At 45.6% G+C, this 22427-nt stretch carries 17 protein-coding genes; all 17 read right to left on the reverse strand.

Going from position 1 to position 22427, the window contains the following annotated elements; genetic code table 11:
* The 17 genes from ftsA to AC58UU_RS08150 all read right to left on the reverse strand — a co-directional run bounded on the left by ftsA (position 1) and on the right by AC58UU_RS08150 (position 22419).
* Positions 1–1248, reverse strand: a complete 1248-nt coding sequence (gene ftsA / locus AC58UU_RS08070; protein WP_497314529.1) for a cell division protein FtsA — start codon at positions 1246–1248, stop codon at positions 1–3.
* Positions 1249–1526: 278 nt separating this feature from the next.
* Complete coding sequence (locus AC58UU_RS08075) at positions 1527–2444, reverse strand: cell division protein FtsQ/DivIB (protein WP_497314900.1); 918 nt, start codon at positions 2442–2444, stop codon at positions 1527–1529.
* Between the two features lie 88 nt (positions 2445–2532).
* Positions 2533–3801, reverse strand: coding sequence for a UDP-N-acetylglucosamine 1-carboxyvinyltransferase (murA, locus tag AC58UU_RS08080; protein ID WP_497314531.1), 1269 nt, complete (start codon positions 3799–3801; stop codon positions 2533–2535).
* Positions 3802–3816: 15 nt separating this feature from the next.
* Positions 3817–4722: a UDP-N-acetylmuramate dehydrogenase gene (gene murB / locus AC58UU_RS08085; RefSeq protein WP_497314533.1), complete on the reverse strand. Its 906-nt coding sequence runs from the start codon at positions 4720–4722 to the stop codon at positions 3817–3819.
* A 210-nt stretch (positions 4723–4932) separates the two neighbouring features.
* Positions 4933–5997, reverse strand: a complete 1065-nt coding sequence (murG, locus tag AC58UU_RS08090; protein WP_497314535.1) for an undecaprenyldiphospho-muramoylpentapeptide beta-N-acetylglucosaminyltransferase — start codon at positions 5995–5997, stop codon at positions 4933–4935.
* Positions 5998–6004: 7 nt separating this feature from the next.
* Positions 6005–7102 carry a stage V sporulation protein E gene (spoVE, locus tag AC58UU_RS08095; RefSeq protein ID WP_497314536.1) on the reverse strand — a complete coding sequence of 366 codons (1098 nt, stop codon included), beginning with the start codon at positions 7100–7102 and terminating at the stop codon, positions 6005–6007.
* 99 nt (positions 7103–7201) lie between these two features.
* The gene (gene murD / locus AC58UU_RS08100; RefSeq protein ID WP_497314537.1) at positions 7202–8596 is read right to left on the reverse strand and encodes a UDP-N-acetylmuramoyl-L-alanine--D-glutamate ligase; all 1395 of its coding nucleotides are present in this window, start codon (positions 8594–8596) and stop codon (positions 7202–7204) included.
* A 3-nt stretch (positions 8597–8599) separates the two neighbouring features.
* Positions 8600–9535, reverse strand: a complete 936-nt coding sequence (mraY, locus tag AC58UU_RS08105; RefSeq protein WP_056833508.1) for a phospho-N-acetylmuramoyl-pentapeptide-transferase — start codon at positions 9533–9535, stop codon at positions 8600–8602.
* A gap of 97 nt (positions 9536–9632) precedes the next feature.
* The gene (locus tag AC58UU_RS08110; RefSeq protein WP_497314539.1) at positions 9633–11021 is read right to left on the reverse strand and encodes a UDP-N-acetylmuramoyl-tripeptide--D-alanyl-D-alanine ligase; all 1389 of its coding nucleotides are present in this window, start codon (positions 11019–11021) and stop codon (positions 9633–9635) included.
* On the reverse strand, positions 11018–12505 hold the full coding sequence (locus AC58UU_RS08115) for a UDP-N-acetylmuramoyl-L-alanyl-D-glutamate--2,6-diaminopimelate ligase (protein ID WP_497314540.1): 1488 nt from the start codon (positions 12503–12505) through the stop codon (positions 11018–11020). Before AC58UU_RS08115 ends, AC58UU_RS08110 begins: the two co-directional genes overlap by 4 nt.
* Positions 12506–12615: 110 nt before the next feature.
* Positions 12616–14544, reverse strand: a complete 1929-nt coding sequence (locus tag AC58UU_RS08120; RefSeq protein ID WP_497314542.1) for a stage V sporulation protein D — start codon at positions 14542–14544, stop codon at positions 12616–12618.
* An 85-nt stretch (positions 14545–14629) separates the two neighbouring features.
* Positions 14630–16912 carry a penicillin-binding transpeptidase domain-containing protein gene (locus AC58UU_RS08125; protein WP_497314544.1) on the reverse strand — a complete coding sequence of 761 codons (2283 nt, stop codon included), beginning with the start codon at positions 16910–16912 and terminating at the stop codon, positions 14630–14632.
* 16 nt (positions 16913–16928) lie between these two features.
* A complete protein-coding gene (locus AC58UU_RS08130; RefSeq protein WP_497314546.1) occupies positions 16929–17363 on the reverse strand; it encodes a septum formation initiator family protein in 435 nt (144 codons plus the stop codon).
* Positions 17364–17383: 20 nt separating this feature from the next.
* The gene (gene rsmH / locus AC58UU_RS08135; RefSeq protein WP_497314548.1) at positions 17384–18334 is read right to left on the reverse strand and encodes a 16S rRNA (cytosine(1402)-N(4))-methyltransferase RsmH; all 951 of its coding nucleotides are present in this window, start codon (positions 18332–18334) and stop codon (positions 17384–17386) included.
* A gap of 90 nt (positions 18335–18424) precedes the next feature.
* Positions 18425–18862 carry a division/cell wall cluster transcriptional repressor MraZ gene (gene mraZ, locus AC58UU_RS08140; protein ID WP_029196525.1) on the reverse strand — a complete coding sequence of 146 codons (438 nt, stop codon included), beginning with the start codon at positions 18860–18862 and terminating at the stop codon, positions 18425–18427.
* A gap of 124 nt (positions 18863–18986) precedes the next feature.
* Complete coding sequence (locus AC58UU_RS08145; RefSeq protein ID WP_497314550.1) at positions 18987–20156, reverse strand: DUF4349 domain-containing protein; 1170 nt, start codon at positions 20154–20156, stop codon at positions 18987–18989.
* Positions 20157–21162: 1006 nt separating this feature from the next.
* Positions 21163–22419, reverse strand: a complete 1257-nt coding sequence (locus AC58UU_RS08150) for an adenosylhomocysteinase (protein ID WP_497314552.1) — start codon at positions 22417–22419, stop codon at positions 21163–21165.
* Positions 22420–22427: the final 8 nt, after the last annotated feature.

The following is a 22427-nucleotide window of genomic DNA, read 5'->3' on the forward strand; positions in this document are numbered from 1 at the left end:
CTATATAAATTCACTGAAAAAATTTTTTACCCGTTCAAGAAAACCTGGTTTGGTACTATCGGAGGATTTTTTTGCTGTTGTCTTCGTTACTACTTTCTTCGAGAGCCCCGAATTCCGATTTTTCATGTACTTGGATACGAATTGAATGATACCAACGCCACTAGTGTAGGAAGGATCACGTACTCCAATGAAATCCGGAACAGCGATGCGTACAGATGTTGCGAGTTCATCTTGTGCGACCGCAAGTATGCCTGGCATACAAACGGTTCCGCCTGTAAGCACATAACCACCAGCTAAATCACCATATCCCAAACGATGAACTTCCGCACGGATCATTTGGAAAATTTCTTCAACGCGGGGTTCAATGATATTCGCGAGGTCTACTTGCGAAAACTCTTTTTCCACATTGCTTCCCATTCTCGTAACCTTAAATACTTGATCGGGCGCTGAATCACCTACAGAAGCACAACCGTATTTCAGCTTTATTTTCTCTGCGATTTCGAGCTGAGTCCGGAGTCCAATTGCGATATCATTACTGATGTATTCGCCACCGATTTGAATCGTCGACGTAGCCACAAGATTACCTTGTTCAAATACGGCAATCGTTGCTGCCCCTGCTCCTACATCAACCAGAACCGTTCCAACAGCTTTCTCATCCTTCGATAAGGCTAACTGTCCAGATGCTAGCGACATCAAGATGAGGCCTGCAACCTTCAGTTCGGATTTTTCCACAACACGGATTAAATTATGTATCCCTGTCTTCGCTCCAGTGATAATTGTCGCTTCCACTTCTAAGCGAACACCAATCATGCCACGAGGATCATTAATGCCTTCTTGTCCATCTACTAAATATTGCTTAGGTACAACTCCAATAATTTCACGTTCGGGAGGTAATGCGATGACTCTGGCCGCCTGAATAACACGATCGATATCCTCTTCTCCGATTTCTCGGTCTTCATTAGAAACAGCGACAACACCATGACTAGATTGAAGAGCAATATGATTACCTGAAATTCCTACGTAAACCTCGGAAATTTCTACGCCGACCATTCGTTCAGCGTGATCAACGGCGCTGCGAATTGAATTCACAGTTTGATCAATATCAACGATTGCGCCTTTACGAATACCCTCTGACTCGGCAGATCCCACACCTATTATATTAATGGTTCCGTTTACGACTTCCCCAATAATAGCTCGAACCTTGGATGTACCGATGTCTAAACTAACAATGATGTCATTGTTGCTCAAGCCCCTGGCACCTCCTGTAACTTGGGTAATAAAGTGAATTCCTCACAAATACTTCTATACGTATTCCACACAACCGCCATATTCCCTCTTTTTTCTACATTTTTTTTGCTAGTAAAAAAAGTCATTTACATATCTAGTCTTAATGATGAGAAAATGATATAGATCTTGTCTAGTAACTACTTAAAACAATCTAAGGAACTGATAGATACCTATTTAACCATAAATCTAATTTTAACATTTTTTTAAGTGATTGAGTAGCCCATTAAAACGTTTTTTTGTCAGGAAGGACGCGCGGTTTCCTTTGGTGGTGATTTGGGCGTCGCTTTTGGAGTCGGCTTCGGGCTTGTCTTACCCCCATCTTTGCTCGAATCAGGTGTAGGACTCGGTGAATTGCCCCCAGCCTTCTGACCGGATGCATTGTTCGAATCATTTTTGGACTCTTCATTCGGTTCGAAAGGAGTGTGATACTCTACTTCTAGCATTTTGATTACACCACTCGTAATATGATCTTCTTGTAAGCTTGCAATATAGGCAGGCAAATTGTCAATTTTCTCTGGTAAATAGGCAATGGTTGTATACACTTCGAATTGAGATCTTGTATACAATTTGATCTTGTCAGGGTATGGTTCCGACGGGTCCGGTTTAATTTCGGAAATGTCAGAAAGCGCACTCTCCGGGATTTCACCAAGCACTTTGCAAAGTGCGGCCTTATTCGGATCGCCGTCTGTCCATCCTGTCAAAATAGGCATGTCCAAAGGAATGCTTCCTGAAGAAAGCTGCACGACAGCGCCATCCGCGAGCACAGCCTGCTTCTTACCATCTGCTCCAATTTGGAATGCCACTTTAGGGAATTCTTCTACAGTAATACGGATAATGCCTGGAAAATGCTTCTTCACGACGGCCGTTTTGATCATGGGCATCTTGGCAATGCGCTGTTGGATTGCCTGTGAGCTAACGGCAAAGAAACGATCACCTACGGCAATTTGACTAGCTTGTCCTATTGTTTCTGATGCCATAAGTTCATTTCCTTCAACTTCAATGGCACTAATTCGGCTAAGCGAAGATTGAAAAAACAAAATGATAAGAACTGTGATGAAAAAAACGAACAAGAAGATGAGCAGCTTCCGATTCGTACGCGCACGCGGCTTAGGAACAGGCAGAGTGGGTACTTTGCGGTCTTCAGACAAGATGGGCACCACCTATTATTTTCGTATGACAAACAAATGAAAACCGTGTATCCCCACCTGCAAGCAGGAAGGGATCCGCGGAAGTCATTCAAACATTCTACTCACTTGGGACGGGTGATTGGCGATGCACGGAGGCTCCCAGCATGGAAAGCATATGTTCAATTCTATCATAGCCTCTATCAATATGATGAATTTGTTCAACAATCGTTGTGCCATGCGCAGCCAGACCGGCAATGACAAGTGCTGCACCGGCTCGCAAATCAGTCGCTTCAACTGTAGCTCCATATAACCTCGGAACCCCTCGTATAAAGGCTGAGCTCATATCTACACGGATGTCTGCTCCCATACGGGAAAGTTCATCAACGTGCTTAAATCTACCTTCGAATATCGTTTCTTTCATTACGCTTAGTCCATCTGCTAGAGATAACAGCACCATGACTTGCGATTGAAGATCCGTTGGAAAGGACGGATGCGGTGAAGTAACAATTCGCTCGACCGCCTTCGGTCTTGTCGGACAGCTTACATGTATTATATCACCGTCCGTGATGATTTGAACACCTGCGCGCTTGAGGACATGAATAACCGAGGTTAAATGAGCAGGGTTCACCCTTTCGAGTGTAATGCTTCCTTTGGTCGCAGCTGCTGCAACAAGGAATGTTCCAGCTACAATGCGATCGGGTATGATGCGATATGAACAAGGAGATAATGACTCCACTCCGCGAATCGTTATGGTGTCCGTACCTGCGCCAATAATATCAGCGCCCATCGCGTTCAGGAAGTTTTGCAAATCCTGAATCTCAGGTTCACGGGCAGCATTGTAGATCGTTGTGATGCCTTCTGCTTTGACAGCAGCCATCATAATATTTTCAGTAGCTCCAACACTTGGGAAGTCGAGAACAATCTCGCTGCCATGCAGGGAATCTGCCGTGCAAACAATTGTGTTGGCGGATTCTTCAATGTTGGCTCCAAGAGCCTGCAAACCTTTAAGGTGCAAATCGATTTTACGTTCGCCGATCGCGCAGCCACCCGGTTGATATACGGTAACACTGCCGAATCTAGCGAGTAGCGGACCCATTAGAAAGATGGAAGAACGCATCTGCCCCATCAATTCTTCTGGGATATGAGAGGAATGAGCTGTGGATGTTGTGATAGATACAGTATCCCCTTGCTGCTCGGCACGACAGCCCAGCGCGCAAAGTATGCGCAGCATGGTGTCGATATCGAGCAAATTAGGAACATTATGCAGAGTATGAGTGCCGCTAGCCAGGATGCAGGCTGCTAAAATTGGTAATGCGGCGTTTTTCGCGCCGTGTATCTGGATGGCTCCCGTAAGAGGTCTTCCACCTTCGATAACGAGCTTCTCCAAAGTTCCACCTCCGATTTACCTCTCACCTATCACCAGAACTTCCGGTACTAGCGATATGCCGTACTGTTTCTGTACGATTAACTGTACCTCGCTTATGAGAGTGAGAACGTCCTCGGCTGTAGCATCTCCGGTATTAACAATGAAATTGGCGTGAAGCTTAGAAATTTCAGCTCCACCGACACGTTTGCCTTTCAGGCCAGCTTCTTCGATGAGCTTAGCTGCGAATCCCCCTTCAGGGTTACGGAATACACTCCCTGCGCACGCTAATTGGCCGGGTTGAGTACGCCGACGCCGATCGCGGTAAGCCGCCATAGCACCGGCAATTTCTTTGCGCTCTCCAACCTGTAATTCAAAGACAGCTTCCGTTACAATGCCGGGCAATGTATGCAGAATTGAGTGTCGATAGGCATACTGCAAATCCTCCGCCTGCATAGTGACCAATTCCCCTGTGTCCAGGATGACTTCAGCCTGCTTGAGTATGCGTGACACATCGGACCCATGAGCCCCTGCATTCATGTAGACGGCGCCTCCCACAGAACCGGGAATGCCAGAAGCAAACTCCAGTCCGGTTAAACCCTCTTTGGCCGCTAGTACGGACAATTTAATGAACGAATAGGAACCACCTGCGTAGACCATCGCACCATCAAAGCGAAGCGTTTCTAACGCATTGCCAAGTTTAATTACGACCCCTCTAATGCCTTTATCACTTACAAGCAAGTTGGATCCTCTTCCGATGACCGTCCATGGAACACCGCGTTCATATAGAAATCGGATGGCAGCAGCTACCTGCTCTTTCGTTTGGGGGATAACGAGGCAATCAGCCGGACCGCCGATTTTCCATGTCGTATAAGGGGCTAGTCGTTCATTCGTTCGAATCTCGCCAATATTTGCTGCCTGTAAATCGGATATTAACTGTTGCATGGGAAAACCTCCTTCACAGAACGTAGGGCGAAATTATCTTGAATAGCAGCTTCAAGCTTCATAATTTCATAATACGGACCGAGTCGAAGATGGCCGGTCTTCGTTGTTTGGCGCCATATTAAGCCTTAGGTGTCTGTCACGGTTATAGTGTAGTTTATGTGAAATCGGGTAGAGTGTGACAATCGCCTATTCGGTTTAGCAAAATCAAGTCTATAAGCTAAAGGTTTCAATCAGTTTTACGATTGATGCAACTGCATCGCTTTCTTTGCGTAGTTGCATCGCTGCCTTGTAGGCCTCTCGATTCGTATGAAGAGCCTCCACACGCTCTGCGAGCGTATCGGCTGTTAAAGCATCTTCTTGTAGAACGTCCGCGTAGCCCGCTTTCTGAAATGACTCTGCATTTAGAATCTGGTCTCCTCGACTTGCCTGCAGCGATAAAGGAATGAGCAGCATCGGCTTTTCCATGACTAAAAATTCATAAATAGATGTGGCACCAGCTCTGGAAATAACAAGCTCTGTCATTGCCAAAATATCTGGGAGCTCCTCATTTAAATATTCAAATTGTTTATATCCCCGGGTATTGGCAAGCTCTGATGCAATATTACCTTTCCCGCATAGGTGTACAATCTGAAACTGAGCTAGTAATCGCTCTAGGTTGCCTCTGACAGCTTGATTAATCACTTGCGAGCCTAGGCTGCCGCCCATCACCAAAATGACCGGTTTCTGTGAATGAAAATCACAAAGCTGGTAAGCGCGAGACGCTTTACCACTGAGAATGTGTTCACGAATCGGTAAACCTGTCAGCTCTGCCTTGTCTCTTTGAACATGCTGTAAGGACTCCGGAAAGGTAACGCAAACCTTGGTTGCAAAAGGAATTGAAATTTTGTTCGCAAGCCCTGGCGTTATATCCGACTCATGAATAATCACCGGAATCTTATTCATCCGACTGCCAAGAACGACCGGGACGGAAACGAACCCGCCCTTCGAAAAGACGATGGCGGGCTTCAAACGACGGAGCAATCTATAAGACTCATAGACGCCTTTCATCACTTTGAAAGGGTCTTTGAAATTTTTCAGATCAAAATATCGACGTAATTTCCCAGATGAAATTGAGTAAAAAGGTACACCTTCGCGTTCAATGATGTCTTTCTCGATGCCCGTAGCTGAACCTATGTATTTAATTTCCCAACCTAACTGTGCAAGTTTATGCATCAGCGCTATGTTAGGTGTAACATGTCCTGCGGAGCCTCCTCCGGTAAAGACAATCGTTTTCATTCCCCTGTCACCTCGAATAGCGGGATATATTGAGCAGGATGCCGACCGATGTCAGCATAAGCGTCAATGAAGACCCTCCTGCACTTATGAATGGCAAAGTAATGCCGGTTACCGGGAACATCCCAATAACAACACCTATATTAATAATAACTTGCACGGCAATCATACCGATAATGCCTACAGCGATCAAACTGGCAAACGTATCCGGTGCTGTAATAGCTGCCCGCATTCCGCGCCACACAAGAATCGTAAAGAGCAGCAATACAAGCGTACCGCCGATAAATCCAAGTTCCTCAGCAATAATGGAGAAAATGAAGTCAGTTTGCGGCTCTGGCAAATAGCTGTACTTCTGACGACTCATACCAAGACCAAGCCCCACAAGACCTCCCGGTCCAATTGCATAGAGCGATTGAATCGACTGATAACCTGCACCTAAGGGATCCTGCCATGGATCCAAGAATGCTGTAATTCGCTTCAAACGGTACGGGGCGGCAATGACGAGCCCGATAAAACCCGCAACCCCTATCATACCCAGATACGAGAGATGAAGCAATCTCGCCCCCGATGTGTAGATGATGAGCAGCGAAGCTCCGACGAGAACGGCACCTGTTCCAAGGTCAGGCTGCAGCATAATGAGACCGAACGCTATGCCCATGATGCCAAGCGGTGGCAGTAAGCCTTTTCTGAATAAAGTTATTTTCGCTTGGTTTTCAGATAACATGTTGGATAGAAAGAGAATCATCCCAATTTTCATAAATTCAGACGGCTGAATACCGAAGGCACCTATACCTAACCAGCTTCTAGCCCCACCACGAACAACCCCGATGCCGGGAATTAGAACGATAATCAACATGGCAAAGCAAATAAAAAGCGCTACTCTGGCAAACCTTTTCCAAACTAAATAGTCAACATTCATCGTAAAAAACATGGCGATAACACCCAGAACAGCAAAAATAAATTGACGTTTCAAGTAATACAGGGAGTCGCCAAACTCGCGAAACGCTAGAACACTGCTCGCGCTGTAAACCATAATAACGCCAATTGTCAAAAGCAACAAGGTTGGAACAATAATCCAAATGTCAGGAGCGGACCGTGCTTTACCCATAACAGACACCTCTTCGTGTGTTGTGGGCGTCATCCATGATACATATTAGCAAGCAGCGACAGTATCGCTAACAAGACAGCATATGTGGATAAGCCCTATTTAAAGGTTATGCACGGACTCCTTAAACATGCGTCCCCTGTCCTCATAGGAGGGGAACATATCCCAGCTTGCACAAGCAGGTGAAAGTAGAACAATATCTCCGGGTTCACTCATTTGCCAGGCTAGCTGAACGGCTTGCGACACCGCGTCCGCTGCATCCTTAGCAGTATCGACGGTTTGAATGCGGCTAATCCCTGCCAGCTCGGCAATATGCGTAATTTTCTCTTTCGTCTGACCTAAGGTAACGATACCTTTGATCCGCTCCTGGAAAGTAGGCAGAAGTTCCATATAATCCGACCCACGATCCAAACCTCCTGCAATCAGAACAACGCGTTGGTTGAACGCCTCAATCGACTTAATCGAAGCCGCTGCATTCGTTGCTTTGGAATTGTTATAGAAGGTCACTTCCTTAAGCTCTCTAACGAGCTCCAGACGGTGTTCTACGCCTTGGAAGCTTCTAAGCACATCTGCTATGGCATCTAGCTGAACACCCGCAGTAATGGCTGCTGCTGCCGCTGCTAACGCGTTCTCGACGTTAAAGCTGCCCGGGATCCCCATTTCACTTGCCGGCATAATCGGCTGCACTTGGCCTAGTCCGTTTGCGTAAACAATGACCTCAGTCTCTACATCGAAGTAGACCCCAAAAGAGAGCTTCTCTTTCATAGAAAAAGGGAACAGTTTAGCCTTTAGGCTAGGAATAAGAGTCTGACACACCTCATCATCCCAATTCAGGATTGCCGTATCTTCTTCGGTTTGATTTGCAAATATTTTTGCTTTCGAAGCGATATAGTCATCCATTGAACCATGATAATCCAGATGAGTTTCGTACACATTTAACAAAAGTGCAATCGTTGGTCGGAATGAAGTCGTTCCTTTCAGTTGAAAGCTGCTGAGCTCAACAACCATCCAGTTATCAGCTGTAACTTCTGGCGTAGCCTCTGTTAATGCGCGCCCAATATTACCCGCTACAACTGGAGATAAACCCGCTGCTTCCAGCATTAAACCAATCAATGTTGTCGTTGTAGTCTTGCCATTCGAACCTGTTATACCAATAATTGGAGCTTCACAGAATTGATAAGCAACCTCAACCTCAGTCACAACTTCGATTCCCAGCTCTTCTGCTTTGCGAATCGGCTCTACCGTATACGGAATTCCTGGGTTCTTCACAACGAGAGAAACCCCCGCATGCACCAAGGACTCCGGATGAAAGCCGCATACAACAGAAATACCCAGAGCCTCTAATTCGTCGGCTTCAGGGCATGCGCTTCGCTCTTTTTTGTCGTTGACCGTTACCAAAGCTCCTTTTTGATGAAAAAGCTTAGCCGCAGCGACACCGCTGCGAGCCAAGCCCAAAATAATGACTTCAAGTCCACGATAATCCCGCGGATGATTCATGCTCTACAACACCTCATTCATATATAATCCGAGTACAGCAAGTACGAGACCTACGACCCAGAATGTGATAACAACACGCCACTCCGACCAACCAACCAATTCGAAGTGGTGATGGATTGGACTCATTTTGAAAACACGCTTACCTCTTGTCTTGAAAGAAACCACTTGGATCACAACAGAAAGAATTTCAACCAAGAACACACCGCCAACAATGGCAAGCAGCAGCTCAGCTTTGGTCAAAATGGCAACAGCCACAAGGCCGCCACCGATCCCGAGCGATCCTGTGTCACCCATAAATACTTTGGCTGGATGGGCATTAAAAACGAGGAAACCGAGTACGGCCCCAACCATAGCTGCTGAAAAAATAGCCGCTTCCGGCTGTGTATTATTCATAGCAATAACCGTATAAGCACCAAATGCAATGGCACTTGTCCCTGCAAGCAGTCCATCAAGACCATCTGTAAAATTCACCGCATTCGATGCACCCAACATAAGAATTGCCATTAACGGAAAGTACAACCAGCCTGGGTTGAAGTGGAACGCCACAAATGGAATATATAAGTCCGTGCTATGTCCTTGCATGACAAGCAGGTAACAGACGATTGCGGAGATCAAGAGCTGACCGAACAGCTTTTGTTTCGCTGTAAGACCAAGTGAGCGCTTGAAAATAATTTTGATATAATCGTCGAGAAAACCAACTAATCCATAGCCTAATGAGGCTATTAACAGGATCAAAAGATCCGTATTTTTATCGGCAAAACGAAGCGTAGCAAGGGCCAGCGCGAGTAAAATAATGACCCCGCCCATCGTCGGTGTCCCTTGTTTTTTCAGATGTCCTTGCGGGCCATCCTCTCGAATTTGTTGTCCGAATTTCATACGCCGCAAAATCGGTATAAAAAGCGGTCCCATAATAAGCGCAAGCACAAAAGCTACGCCCATCGTTAATAAAATTGCGTTTTCCACGTTGGTTCCCCCTGCTCGTTTTCGTCTTTCGAAAACGATCTACTGTTTCATCCTATTATTATACAAACGCCATCTAGGCGAGTAAGGCATTAACAACATGCTCGAGACGCATGCCTCGCGAGCCCTTTACGAGCACAAGGTCCTCTGCTCGGACCTCAGTGGCGAGCTCTGCCGCGAGCTGCTCTTTGTCATCGAAGGCACGCACGCACGCCTTCGGGAATTGCTGAGCCGCTTCATCCGCGATGAAGCGGCCAAGACGGCCGAACGTGAAGACATAGTCTACACGTTCCGGAGACAGCATCGCACCAATGCTGCGATGGAACTGCTCTTCGTGCTCGCCAAGCTCCAGCATGTCGCCGAGCACGAGGAACTTGCGACCGAAGCCGCTCAGCTGCTCGGTCAAGTCGATCGCAGCCCGCATGGATGCCGGGCTGGCGTTATACGCATCGTTAAGCACAGTCAGCCCCGAAGCTGCTGTTAGCTTCTCGATGCGCATGCTTGTCATCTGCAGCGAGCGAAGCCCCGCTGCAACTCCCTCAGGCGAGACGCCGAAGGCTTCGCCGATGGCAATGGCTGCTAACGCATTAATCACATTATGCGTGCCGAGCAAGGGAATGAACAATTCCGGGTACCCCGGTGAATTGATCTGAAAGCACGCCCCGTCCGCATCCATCCGGATGTCGGTCGGGAACAGATCATTATCCGCGCCGCTGCCGAAGCGGATACGGCGCAGCCCGCCGTGGCTAAGCTCCGCGAGGGCCTGTTCAATCAGTGGTTCATCGCCGTTGTAGACGAACAGCCCACCGCTGGGCATTCCGCTAACGATCTCGGCCTTAGCCCGAGCGATTTCTTCCCGCGAGCCAAGCTGAAGCATGTGCGATTCGCCGATCATCGTAATAATCGACGCTTCCGGTTCGGCCAGATTGGATAACAACTCGATCTCGCCACGCCCACTCATCCCCATCTCGACTACGGCGAATTGTGTAGTTTCCTCAAGCTCGAGCAGCGTGAGCGGTAAACCAATATGATTATTCAGGTTTCCCTTTGTTTTATGCACTTGAAACGTACTACCCAAAACGGCCGCAACTAAGTCTTTGGTTGTCGTTTTGCCATTACTCCCAGTAATGCCAATAATGCGAACCGGCAGCTGCTTGCGATAAGACTTAGCCAACTGCTGCAGGGCTGTTAGCGTATCCTTGACGCGAATGATGGGCATGCCTTCTGGGGGGTGAGGATGGTCATCTTGCCATAAGGCAGCCGCAGCACCCTTGCTGTAAGCCTCTGCGGCATAAGCGTGACCATCGTAATGATCCCCGATCAGCGGCACAAACAGACTTCCTGGTCGTATTGTTCGTGTATCGGTAGATATGCCTATTATTGAAATGTCCGTTGACGTTGAGGACACCCGCACTCTCTCATCGCCTAGCATGTCTGTCATTTGTTCCAGTGTGCGCTCTATCATCGTTCTCTCCCCCTTATCGCAGCCTTAGCCACCAATCGATCATCGAAATCATGCTTGACCCCCATGACATCCTGATACGTTTCGTGGCCTTTTCCCGCTATCAATATTACATCCTTAGGGCCTGCCCCTTCAATAGCCTTTTGTATCGCTTTTTTGCGATCCACGATTAATTCATACTGTTCCTTTGGGTAATTAACCTCATTTAGACCAGGAACGATATCAGAAAGAATGGCATCTGGATTTTCCGTACGCGGATTATCTGAAGTCACATATAAATAATCACTATACTTGGCCGTAACTTTACCCATAAGAGGACGTTTCGTTCGATCACGGTCACCACCGCAGCCAAACACAGTGATTACCTTACCTTCTGCAAAGTCACGCACAGTGGATAGGGCATTCTCTAGTCCATCTGGGGTATGAGCATAGTCAACCAAGACTAAATAATCCTGTCCCTCATTCACAACCTCCATACGCCCATCTACTACCGTTATATCTTCTAAACTATTCCGGATTGCTTCAAGGGGAATCCCTTCAGCAAGTGCCGCAGCAATGGACCCGAGCGCATTGTACACATTGAATTTACCAACCAACTTCATTCTGAAAAAAGCCTCTCCCGCAAAGGAAATAAGCTTAAATTCCGTGCCATGGGCTGTAATTCGAATATTTGTCGCCCTTACATCACACTCATTCTCTATACCATATGTAATAGTTTGCGCGGCTGTCAGCTTACTGAACGTTTGGGAAGCAGCGTCATCCGCATTTAGAATAGCATACTGACGTTCCTTGAGATCGGCTGAGAAACCATTCCCCAATCTAGAGAAGAGCAGTCCTTTTGCCGCTGCATAAGCATCCATTGTTTTGTGATAATCTAAATGATCTTGCGTTAAATTCGTAAAAATACCCGAACGGAAATGAATGCCCTTCACTCGACCTAATTCCAAAGCATGGCTGGACACTTCCATAATGCAGTAATCCGTCTTCTGTTCACACATCTGGCGGAAGCTGCGCTGTAGATCGACGGCTTCTTGTGTTGTGCGCTCCATTTCCGTATACGTATCGCCGATTTTCATTTGAATCGTTCCCATAAGTCCCGTCGTAAAGCCTTGATCCCGCAATATTTTCTCAATTAAATAGGTCGATGTCGTTTTGCCATTCGTACCCGTAATACCAATTAATTTAAGTTCTTTGCTGGGATAGCCATAGAAATGGGCCGATAAAGCCGCCATTGCATATCTCGCATCTTTCACAACAAGCTGAGGAATTGGCAAGTCAAGCACTCTTTCTGTTACAAGCGCAGAAGCCCCAAGCGCAATCGCTTTTGGGGCATAATCGTGACCATCTGCTGTCAGTCCTGGGATACATAGAAACAAATCCCCTGTTTTTATTTTACGAGAGTCTGCTTCAATCCCAGTAATCTCTGTATCAGCATCTCCATGTATGTGGGTAATGAGCAGTGCGGAAGCAAGCTCCTGAAGTTTCATGAGCAACCCTCTCCTTAACGTTATTGCTACCTATTATTGACAATTTTATGCCTATGGAAAAGCTAAACATGTCTTACTCGCAAATCTTTTTTCCAACCAACTAAACCACATTATTGCGGTGGCGCATTGTTTGAGAGAAAAATGCGTATTGTAGAGCCTTGATCTACTCGTGAACCCGGCTTCGGCGCTTGACTGATCACATATTTGCCACTGCCAGACTTAGCCAGCCTAAAATTCATGTTCAGATCTTCTAATATATCATCAACTGAGGCTCCAACCAAGTCCGGCACCTCAACAACCGGTATTTCACCATAGCGATAATCTTTATCAAGCTGGTTTTTATCCGGTTCAACTTTCATATATCGCAAAGCATCAGCCATCATATTCTTCACAAGTGGAGCTGCAATCAGACCTCCAAATTGAATCCCTTGCGGATCATCCACAGCTGCATAGATGACAATCTTCGGATTATCAGCCGGCGCGAAGCCAATGAAGGAGACAATATGCTCATCCGGCGAATAACGTCCGTTAATGACCTTCTGCGCTGTTCCCGTCTTCCCACCTACGCGATAGCCGTCGATAAACGCATTGCGCCCTGTGCCTTTGGCAACTACGCTTTCAAGCGCTTCGCGTACTTGCTTCGATGTCTCCTCTGAGATGACATTGCGCACAAGCTCGGGCTCTACAACATCAACAACTTCACCCGTATCCGGATTTGTAAACGACTTTGCCACATACGGCTTAAAAAGTCTTCCTCCGTTAATAGCCGCAGAGACAGCCGTAATTTGCTGAATCGGAGTGACCGATACCCCTTGACCGAATGCCGTTGTCGCTAGCTCAACAGGACCCACTTGAGACGGCTTAAACATAATACCATTTTCTTCGCCGCCGAGGTCAATTCCCGTCTTCTTCCCAAAGCCAAACTTTGAAATGTAATCAAACAACTTTTCCTTGCCTAAACGCTGTCCCATAACGACAAATCCGGGGTTACAGGAATTTTGGACGACTTGCAGCATCGTTTCACTGCCATGACCGCCGCGTTTCCAACAGCGGAGTCTAGCCCCTCCGACCTCAATAAATCCGGGATCGTAAAATTGTTCACTTTTTAAGTCAATCTTTTTTTCCTCTAGCGCTGCAGCTAGTGTAATAATTTTGAAAGTAGAACCCGGCTCATACGTTTTCCAAATCGGTAAGTTCCGATTATAGGTTTCTGCCGGATAATCCTTATAATTGCCTGGTTCATACGTAGGCCTGCTCCCCATAGCAAGGATTTCTCCATTATTGGGATCCATCATGATGGCGATAACATTTTGCGCTTTATACTGTGCCATGGCCTGATCCAATTCTCTCTCCAGCACAGACTGCAGATGATTGTCAATCGTCAACTTCATGTTGAGACCGTCTTTAGGCTTCGTATAGGTATCCGTTGTCCCTTCCAACGTTCTTCCAGCTGCATCAGTCATATAGGATATGCTTCCTGCTATTCCAGTCAATTGGCTGTTATACTTTGCTTCAATGCCCGTCAGCCCTTTATCTAATCCAGCAAAACCAAGAATATGGGCAGCTAACGAGCCAAAAGGGTAGTATCTTTTGTTATCTTCTGCTACCACAATACCAGGAAGCTGTAGATTACGTACTTCTTGCGCTTTTTCAATCGTTATTTTGCGTCCAGAAGGCTTGATATCGTTTTGGGATGTTTTTTTTGTAATCTGTTTATAAATGTCATCTTCATTCCCTTGCAGCACTTCGGCAAGTTTGGCTGCAGTGCTTCGGGCGTCTTGAATTTGAACAGGAATAGCCACAATCGTAGGTGTACTCATACTGTAGGTCATCGTTATCCCATTGCGATCTTGAATCTCGCCTCGCTTGGGCGCAAATTCTATTTTTCTCCGCCAACTATCCTCTGCTTTATTCGCCAAGTCTTGTCCAATCCATAGCTGGACATAAGCTAGACGGAGAATAAGTGCTGTAAAGATGACAGTGCCAATAATGAGCGCAGTAAACAATCTGCGACGAACGGTAACGTTAGAAACACGCATGAACGTTCAGTCTCCCTTCCCAATAAGTCAACATCATTCCTAACATGACTATTCGGGACAAACAGGGGTTAGAACAAGCTCTCCGTTAAGGTGTCTTTTTGGCCGTAGTTCGCTGCGCTTCTGTTTTCGTATTTGACGCCGGCGTTGGCGATGGTATAGGTGTTGATGAACTTGCATTTGATGATTTATCGCTTAATGGTTTGAGCTGCAACGTCACGCTTCTCCCCTCGCCTTCTCCCGTTGTGCCCTGATCCGAAACATATCCTTCACCAGAGGTTTGACAGTCTACTTTAAAGAAGGAACAGGTTTCAACGGCATCTCGAAGTGATCTACCGACCAAATTAGGCAGCGGCATTTCGTCAACAGTTTGCATCGCAACATATATTCGTTGTGTAGATAAGATTTCTGTACCTGCTTTCGGAAATTGGTCCACAACCTTGGCTCCCTTACCGAAAACCTCAAGTGACAAACCGCTGTCCTTTGCTGTAGCCTTGGCGCTTTCTGCTGTCACATCTGCAAAATTAGGCACCGTTAGCTTATTCGCTTGCTTCGTTACCATTTTCGTTTGCTTATTCGATGCAACGCCCATATACTGCAGCGATTCACCAACAATTTCTTTAAAAGCAGGAGCTAATACCTGCCCTCCTAAGTGATAATTGCCGCCTAAGTCAGGTTGATCAGCGATCAATGTAACTAAGATACGAGGATTTTCAGCAGGAGCGTACCCAATAAAGGAAATAACCCACGAATCCGTGGAATAGGTCTTTTCACCGGGAAGGACTAAGTTAGCTGTCCCTGTCTTTCCTGCGACACGGTAGTCCTCCATAAATGCAAGCTTACCTGTACCAATCTCTTGGTCAGATACAACTTGTTCTAAATATCCGGTCACCTGACTAGCTGTCTTTTCACTTACGACTTGCCTAACGACTTGTGGCGCAAAAGACTGAATGCTTTTCCCTGTTTTCGGATCGACAATATCCTTAACAATGTGAGGCCACATCAATTTGCCTCCGTTGGCCATCGCAGCATAAGCAGCTGTTTGTTGAATGGCTGTAACAACTACTTTTCCTTGTCCATAAGTAGCGGTTGCAAACTCAGATGGATATTTCATATCTATTAATCCGGAAACTTCATTCGGCATATCAATATTCGTTTTTTGATCGAACCCAAATTTCGTAATGTAATCTTTCAACTTAGGTGAAGTTAATTTTTCTATACCCAATTTGACGAAAGCAACGTTACTAGAACGCTTAAGACCATCTAAGAAGGAGATTTTCCCCCAACCAACCCGATTATGGTCATGGAGTTCTCTATCCTCTACCCGAATCATACCTGATTGGTACATTTCATTCGGATTAAATAGCCCCTCTTCTACTGTAGCAGCTAACGTCACTAGCTTAAAAGTAGAGCCAGGCTCGTAGCGAGAGGCTACCGCATTATTTTTGAAATCACTTTGATCTTTAATCGTCCAATAGGTATTGGGGTTAAAGGTTGGCGTATTGGCCATTCCCAGAATTTCCATGGTTTGCGGATCAACAGCAATCGCTGTTAGGCTCTTCGGGTGCCACTTGTCATTTACTTTTGCAAGCGCACTCTCCAAATAAAACTGAATATTTTTATCAATTGTGAGTCGCACATTGTTCCCGTCTTGCGCTGGCTTGAAATTGATCTTGGAGTCAGGAAGTTCAACACCTTTCCCGTCCTTCTCATAGCTTAACATTCCAGGAACACCCTTAAGGGTTTGGTCTAGTTTAAGTTCTAAACCTATTGCTGCTTCGCCTTCTTTATTCGTATACCCTAAAATATGAGAGGCTAGCGTTTCACCAGGATAATAGCGTTTTTTGTCTTCTAAAATATTAATTCCTACGTTAGCTTTTACGTTTAACTTGAGTTTTGTTTGAAGCTCTGAAATTAACGCACGAACTTGATCTGCCTTCTCTTTCTCAATTTTCCAACCTTCATTTCTAATCTCCGTATAGACCGCAAAATCCGTACCATCCGGCTTCATTTTCGTTGCGCGCTCACGGATTTTATTGACAAGCGTAGACTTCGTTTCATCCGATTCTTTCAAAATTTCCGCTAATCCTTGCGTAACATTCTCAGCAATATGATAGCCATCAATCATTTTGGGATTAAGTGCAATGGTATACGATGTTGCTTCCACGGCAAGCACTTTATTGTTTCGGTCCAGGATCGAACCCCTCACCGGATTTAATACCCTATCTGTTTCCCATTTCTTCTCGGCCTGCCCTAGCAACCATGATGCTTCTACCACTTGAATCCAATAGACTTTAGAAATAAGGACAACAAAAAGAAGGGTGAAGAACCCTCCAATTAGCAAAGAACGCAACTTAATTTTTTTTGTCATATCGAATACCTGCCCATTACGGTTTAGAAGCTACTTTATTATTTTTGCTACTGCTTGTACTTGATTTTGTTTTCTCTGAAGTGGCTAAACTTACTTTCTTTTCATCTCCTATATTAAACCCAAGCCGTACAGCCTCACCCTTCATACGATCAGGACTTTGCAGTTTCTCTACTTCTTGCTTCAAAGCACTGTTCTGAGCTTGCATCTCACGAATTTCACTTTGCATTTTCAAAATATTGGCATTCATTTGATAAATAGCCGCGTAACGCCAGATAATAACGCCCGCCACAATGACACAAAGGATTACTGTGAATAAATAGAGCATCTTCTCCTGTGTCGGTAACGTTTTATTACGATAAACAACCTTTGTTGTTTCTTTTATCTTCACTTTTGGTGCAGGGGCCGAACGTTTTGGATCGAGAGCCAAATTGCCTTGAATGTAAGATGGCATATTTTATTTCCTCCCTTGTGTCAAAGCTTTTCAGCGATTCGTAGCTTCGCGGATCTTGCCCTTTGATTGACTTCAAGCTCATGTTCGCTTGGTGAAATTGGTTTTCGTGTTACTAATTTTACAACTCCGGTCTTCTTGCAAACGCAATATGGAAGATCCGAAGGACAGGTACATTTTTCAACATTTTTCACAAAAAATTGTTTACATATGCGATCTTCCAGTGAATGGAAGGTAATTACAGCTACTCGGCCTTGTGGGGCCAGGCATCGGAGTGATTGCTCCAGTGCTTCTTCAAAAGCTCCTAATTCATCGTTCACGGCGATACGCAGTGCTTGGAAACTTCGTTTCGCGGGGTGGCCGCCGGTCCTTCTCGCTGCAGCGGGAATTCCTTCCTTGATCAGCTCCACCAGCTCACCTGTGGTTTCAATGGGTTGTTTGGTCCGAGCTTCCACAATGACGCCTGCGATCCGCCTGGAAAACTTTTCTTCACCATACTCAAACAAAATTCGCGCAATCTGGTCTGCTGGCCACTCATTGACTATCGTTTTGGCGGTCAATTCCGTCGAACGATCCATCCTCATGTCGAGCTCTGCATCATGGTTGTAGCTGAAACCACGATCCCCATCATCAAGTTGTGGAGATGACACGCCAAGATCAAAGAGAATTCCATCCACCTGCGGCTTGCCATCACGCAGTGCCTTAGGCTCATTCTGGAGCACCTTCTCCAGCTCTCTGAAATTGCTTTTTACGATTTTTACGCGATCCAGGTAAGGCGCTAGCACGGTTTGAGCATTAGCTAAAGCGGCATCATCCTGGTCTAGTGCAATTAGTAAGCCATTTGGACCTAATTTAGAAGCAATCAGGGAACTATGCCCTGCTCCTCCCATCGTACAATCCACGTAAACGCCATCCGGCTTTATATGTAAACCTTCAACAGATTCTTCCTTAAGTACCGTCACATGATGAAACACTTGGTGTCCTCCTAAGAGTTTTGCTTTAGCAAAACTTTCTACGTTAGCATTAGCTGAGCTTTGCTTTAGCAAAGCTTTCTACGTTAGCCTCTATAAATCAAAATTAAAATCGACGAGTTTCTCAGCTATTTCATTGAATGACTGTTCCGATTCATTGGCATAGCTTTCCCAAATTTGCTTGCTCCAAATCTCAACTCGGTTGGAAACACCGATAACCACACAATCTTTTTCAAGTTTGGCATGGTCCACGAGGTTGCCTGGAATGTTCGCTCTGCCTTGTTTATCGAGGTCACACTCCGTTGCACCGGAGAAGAAGAACCGGGTGAAGGCACGCGCATCTGATTTCATTAGCGGCAGTGCTTTAAGCTTTTGCTCGAGTATCGCCCATTCCGATTGTGGATAAACGAATAAGCACTGATCCAGACCGCGGGTGATGACAAATGAGTCGCCGAGGGCTTCGCGAAACTTGGCCGGGATGATCATTCGGCCTTTCTCGTCGATGCTATGTTGATATTCACCCATGAACATAGCATGTCGCCCCCTTTCCCTCCACTTTGTACCACTTTCCACCACATTTGAATCAATATTCGCTAAAAATAAAAGAAATCCTGCTTTGAGAGCAGGATTTTCAAAATTATTTTCAATTTTAGGTCTATTCTGCGTCTTTTGTTCCTTGTTTCTCATCTTCAAGTGCGTATAAAGATGCATTTTGATCTTTAAGTTGTAATCGCATCTCTTGCAGTTGTTTATTTCTTTTGCGTCTGAATACCCAGATCGGTACACCAATCAATAGGCCAATGACGAGAATCGGAAATGCAGCTGCAAGGAAAACGAGAATACCTTGTATAACAGCAACTAGTACATTTAGGCTAGAATTCCATGCTTTTTGAATACGTTCCTCTAGTGTTAACTTATGAGGATCAGATAGCAGCGGCTTATTACCCGTTTGCTGGTACATACGAAGCTCAATTGTCGAGAATGAGACATTTTGATCCAAATATCTTATCCGACCCTTTATCTGTTCAATCGCTTCTTGTACCTTGGATAGCTCGTTTGAGAATGCAAGCAGCTCATCCGTTTTTGAAGCCTTCTCCATGAAGCCCAATAATCTCGTTTCAACCATTTGTTTTGCCTTGAGGCGTGAATTAAGATCCACATACTCCTCCGTCACGTCTTGTCCCTGTACATTCCTTTGGAGTGATGGACTTATCTTCTCCAAGCCATCTAGCAAAGAGACAAACCCATTTGCTGCGACTTTGATTGTAAATGTCCCGCCTCTTTCTCCCGTGTTCGCATTTTCCGAGAATTGCAGAATGTAAGCCCCACTAAGCGCTACCAGGTCACGGAGGGCTGTCTGAGCTTTGCTGTAGTCCTCTACAGGCATAACCAAGTTAGCACGGTAGATTAACTTGCGATTAAATCCCGCTGCTTCATCGCTTCCCGTTGCAGGCATGACAGTGATCGGTGCATTTTTTACGTCAGTAGGCGCTGTTTCTGCCGCTCCCTCTTTCCCTTTGGATAAAGCATCTGCGCCGATTGCTTTCCCTCCAGCTGCTGCAGCAGGAGCCGCGAACTTAGCGTCAGCTGACTGTGCAGATTCTGACTTTACCGTGTCACTAGTCGCAGCCATTTTCATTTCTTTTGATGATGGCGCTGACGACTCGTCCTTTGCAGCGCTACAGCCCGATAGTATACCAATTACTAGCATACACGTGGCAAGCAGAAAAGAAATTTTCCGACCAAACCTATTCCTCTTTGTTTTGTTAGCTGCAATACTGCTGTGCATGAACCTACCGTTCTCTTTGCTTTTTAAGACCCCCATCTTGTCATCCCCTCGCTACCAAATATAGGTTATACACCCTATAAACGGGGGTTAAGTTGGAAAGGTTGCAAATCGCCGAGTCACATCAACAAATAATTATGATGCCGGGTTCATGTTGAGTTTGGGATACAATTAGAAGATTATTGGAGCGGCTTGCTTGGTATAGGCCATGAGATATGCTCTGGCATTAGAGTGTATAGTAGAAAGTTGAGTGCGAGGGCAGGTAGATAGTCAAGAATATGTTCACAGGTGGGAACATTCATTGTTTGGTATGTGGTAAACCATGTGACGTGCTCCTTTATTGGAGGGTAGTGTAAAGTTGAGTGCGAGGGCAGGTAGTAGAAAAAATTTGTTCAAATAAATATAAAAAGGTGGTCAAATCCACTGGATTATAGGTCGGCTTGAAAGCGAAACTCTGTGGAGTGATTTCGAACATTTAGGCTGCAAATCTGAGGATCGTGGGGAACGAGGAGCCGTTATTTCGGTGATTATGTCGTAGAGGAACCCACACGCGGAACGTAGGGGCGCTATTTTGGCGTTTTACCGGTTTTTAAACCTCGAAAGCGGGAAATAGAGGCTCCTCGTTCCACGAAAACGTGAAATACGCTGTTTTGAGCAAAATAAAGCTTCTACGTTCCGCTAAAATCTGGTGATACCGGGTGCGTGTTGAGTTTGGGATATAAATATAAGAGAATATGTTCAAAGGTGGATGAACAATTATTGTTTGGCTACTTGGTAGAAGGAGCGGCTGGGAAGATCACCCTAACGGTCCTTTTAGGTTTTAGAAGATATCCGTAATATGTATTCACGTCCCCGTGAGATTGTATCTCCACATGTATCCCTTCCCTTTCCGTTTTCATTTTACAATACTTATCCACAGATCGGCATCTATCATAATTTCCTATACAAAGAAAAAACCTTCCAGCCCACTCTAAAAGTGGTCTGAAAGGCTCCCCAAGGCTCTTGAAGCTCGCCAAAGCTCCAAAAGGCTCCTTAAATCTTAATGCTACGCCCAGCTATCCAGGTACATCTTCTGCTCTTCTGTCAACGAGTCAATACTAGTACCAAGAGATTCCAACTTGAATCGAGCAACTTGCTCATCCAGCACATAAGGTACATTGACAACAGTTTTGCCTAATTTCTTGTACTCATCATTTACATATTTAAGTGACATAGCTTGCAGTGCAAACGTCATATCCATAATTTCTGCCGGATGACCATCGCCTGCTGCTAGGTTAACCAGACGTCCTTCAGCAAGTATGTATACTTTACGACCGTCCGTCAGTCGGTACTCTTCAATATTGCGTCTTACTGTACGCTTGGAAGAAGACATTGCTTCAAGTTCCGGTTTGTTTACTTCAACGTCAAAGTGGCCTGCATTCGATAGAATCGCGCCATCTTTCATTACTTTGTAGTGCTCACCACGAATCACATCACGATTACCCGTAACTGTTACGAAGAAATCGCCCAATTTCGCCGCTTCCAGCATTGGCATTACAGCAAAGCCATCCATGTAGGCCTCGACACCTTTAATTGCATCAATTTCTGTTACAATTACATTCGCGCCCAAACCTTTAGCACGCATTGCCACACCTTTACCACACCAGCCATAACCAACAACAACAACAGTTTTACCAGCTACAACCAAGTTTGTTGTACGGTTGATGCCATCCCAAACAGATTGACCCGTTCCATAACGATTATCGAACAAGTATTTACAGAATGCATCGTTAACAGCGACCATTGGGAATTCAAGCTTGCCTTCTTTCTCCATCGCTTTCAGACGAAGAATTCCTGTTGTTGTTTCTTCAGCTCCGCCGCGAACTTGTACAGCCAAATCTTTACGTTCGGAATGAAGAATAGAAACCAAATCGCCGCCATCATCAATGATCAGGTCAGGCTTCGTTTCGAGTGCTTTAATCAGAAGCTCTTTGTATTCTTCCGGACTAGGATTGTATTTCGCAAAAACGGTAATGCCATCCTCAACAAGCGCTGCACAAACGTCATCTTGCGTAGACAGCGGATTGCTGCCCGTAATCGTTACTTCAGCTCCACCAGCTTTTACTACTTTGGCTAAATAAGCTGTTTTCGCTTCTAAATGCAAGGAAATAGCCACTTTCAATCCTTTAAAAGGCTGTTCCTTCTCAAATTGCTCACGAATACGATTTAAAACAGGCATGTGCGCCTGGACCCAATCAATTTTCAAATGACCTTCAGGTGCTAGTGTTATATCAGCAACAATACTCTTTTCTACAGTTGTCATTTTCGTTT

Source organism: Paenibacillus sp. JT22N1, from assembly GCF_059692155.1.

Excerpts from the sequence above, each read along its gene's own strand:
- AC58UU_RS08130 (WP_497314546.1), bottom strand. The coding sequence starts at position 17,363 with ATGCCATCTTACATTCAAGGCAATTTGGCTCTCGATCCAAAACGTTCG.
- spoVE (WP_497314536.1), bottom strand. The coding sequence starts at position 7,102 with ATGGGTAAAGCACGGTCCGCTCCTGACATTTGGATTATTGTTCCAACC.
- murD (WP_497314537.1), bottom strand. The coding sequence starts at position 8,596 with ATGAATCATCCGCGGGATTATCGTGGACTTGAAGTCATTATTTTGGGC.
- mraY (WP_056833508.1), bottom strand. The coding sequence starts at position 9,535 with ATGGGCGTAGCTTTTGTGCTTGCGCTTATTATGGGACCGCTTTTTATA.
- AC58UU_RS08145 (WP_497314550.1), bottom strand. The coding sequence starts at position 20,156 with ATGGGGGTCTTAAAAAGCAAAGAGAACGGTAGGTTCATGCACAGCAGT.
- murB (WP_497314533.1), bottom strand. The coding sequence starts at position 4,722 with ATGCAACAGTTAATATCCGATTTACAGGCAGCAAATATTGGCGAGATT.
- AC58UU_RS08110 (WP_497314539.1), bottom strand. The coding sequence starts at position 11,021 with ATGATAGAGCGCACACTGGAACAAATGACAGACATGCTAGGCGATGAG.
- mraZ (WP_029196525.1), bottom strand. The coding sequence starts at position 18,862 with ATGTTCATGGGTGAATATCAACATAGCATCGACGAGAAAGGCCGAATG.
- AC58UU_RS08125 (WP_497314544.1), bottom strand. The coding sequence starts at position 16,912 with ATGACAAAAAAAATTAAGTTGCGTTCTTTGCTAATTGGAGGGTTCTTC.
- AC58UU_RS08150 (WP_497314552.1), bottom strand. The coding sequence starts at position 22,419 with ATGACAACTGTAGAAAAGAGTATTGTTGCTGATATAACACTAGCACCT.
- AC58UU_RS08115 (WP_497314540.1), bottom strand. The coding sequence starts at position 12,505 with ATGAAACTTCAGGAGCTTGCTTCCGCACTGCTCATTACCCACATACAT.
- murG (WP_497314535.1), bottom strand. The coding sequence starts at position 5,997 with ATGAAAACGATTGTCTTTACCGGAGGAGGCTCCGCAGGACATGTTACA.
- AC58UU_RS08120 (WP_497314542.1), bottom strand. The coding sequence starts at position 14,544 with ATGCGTGTTTCTAACGTTACCGTTCGTCGCAGATTGTTTACTGCGCTC.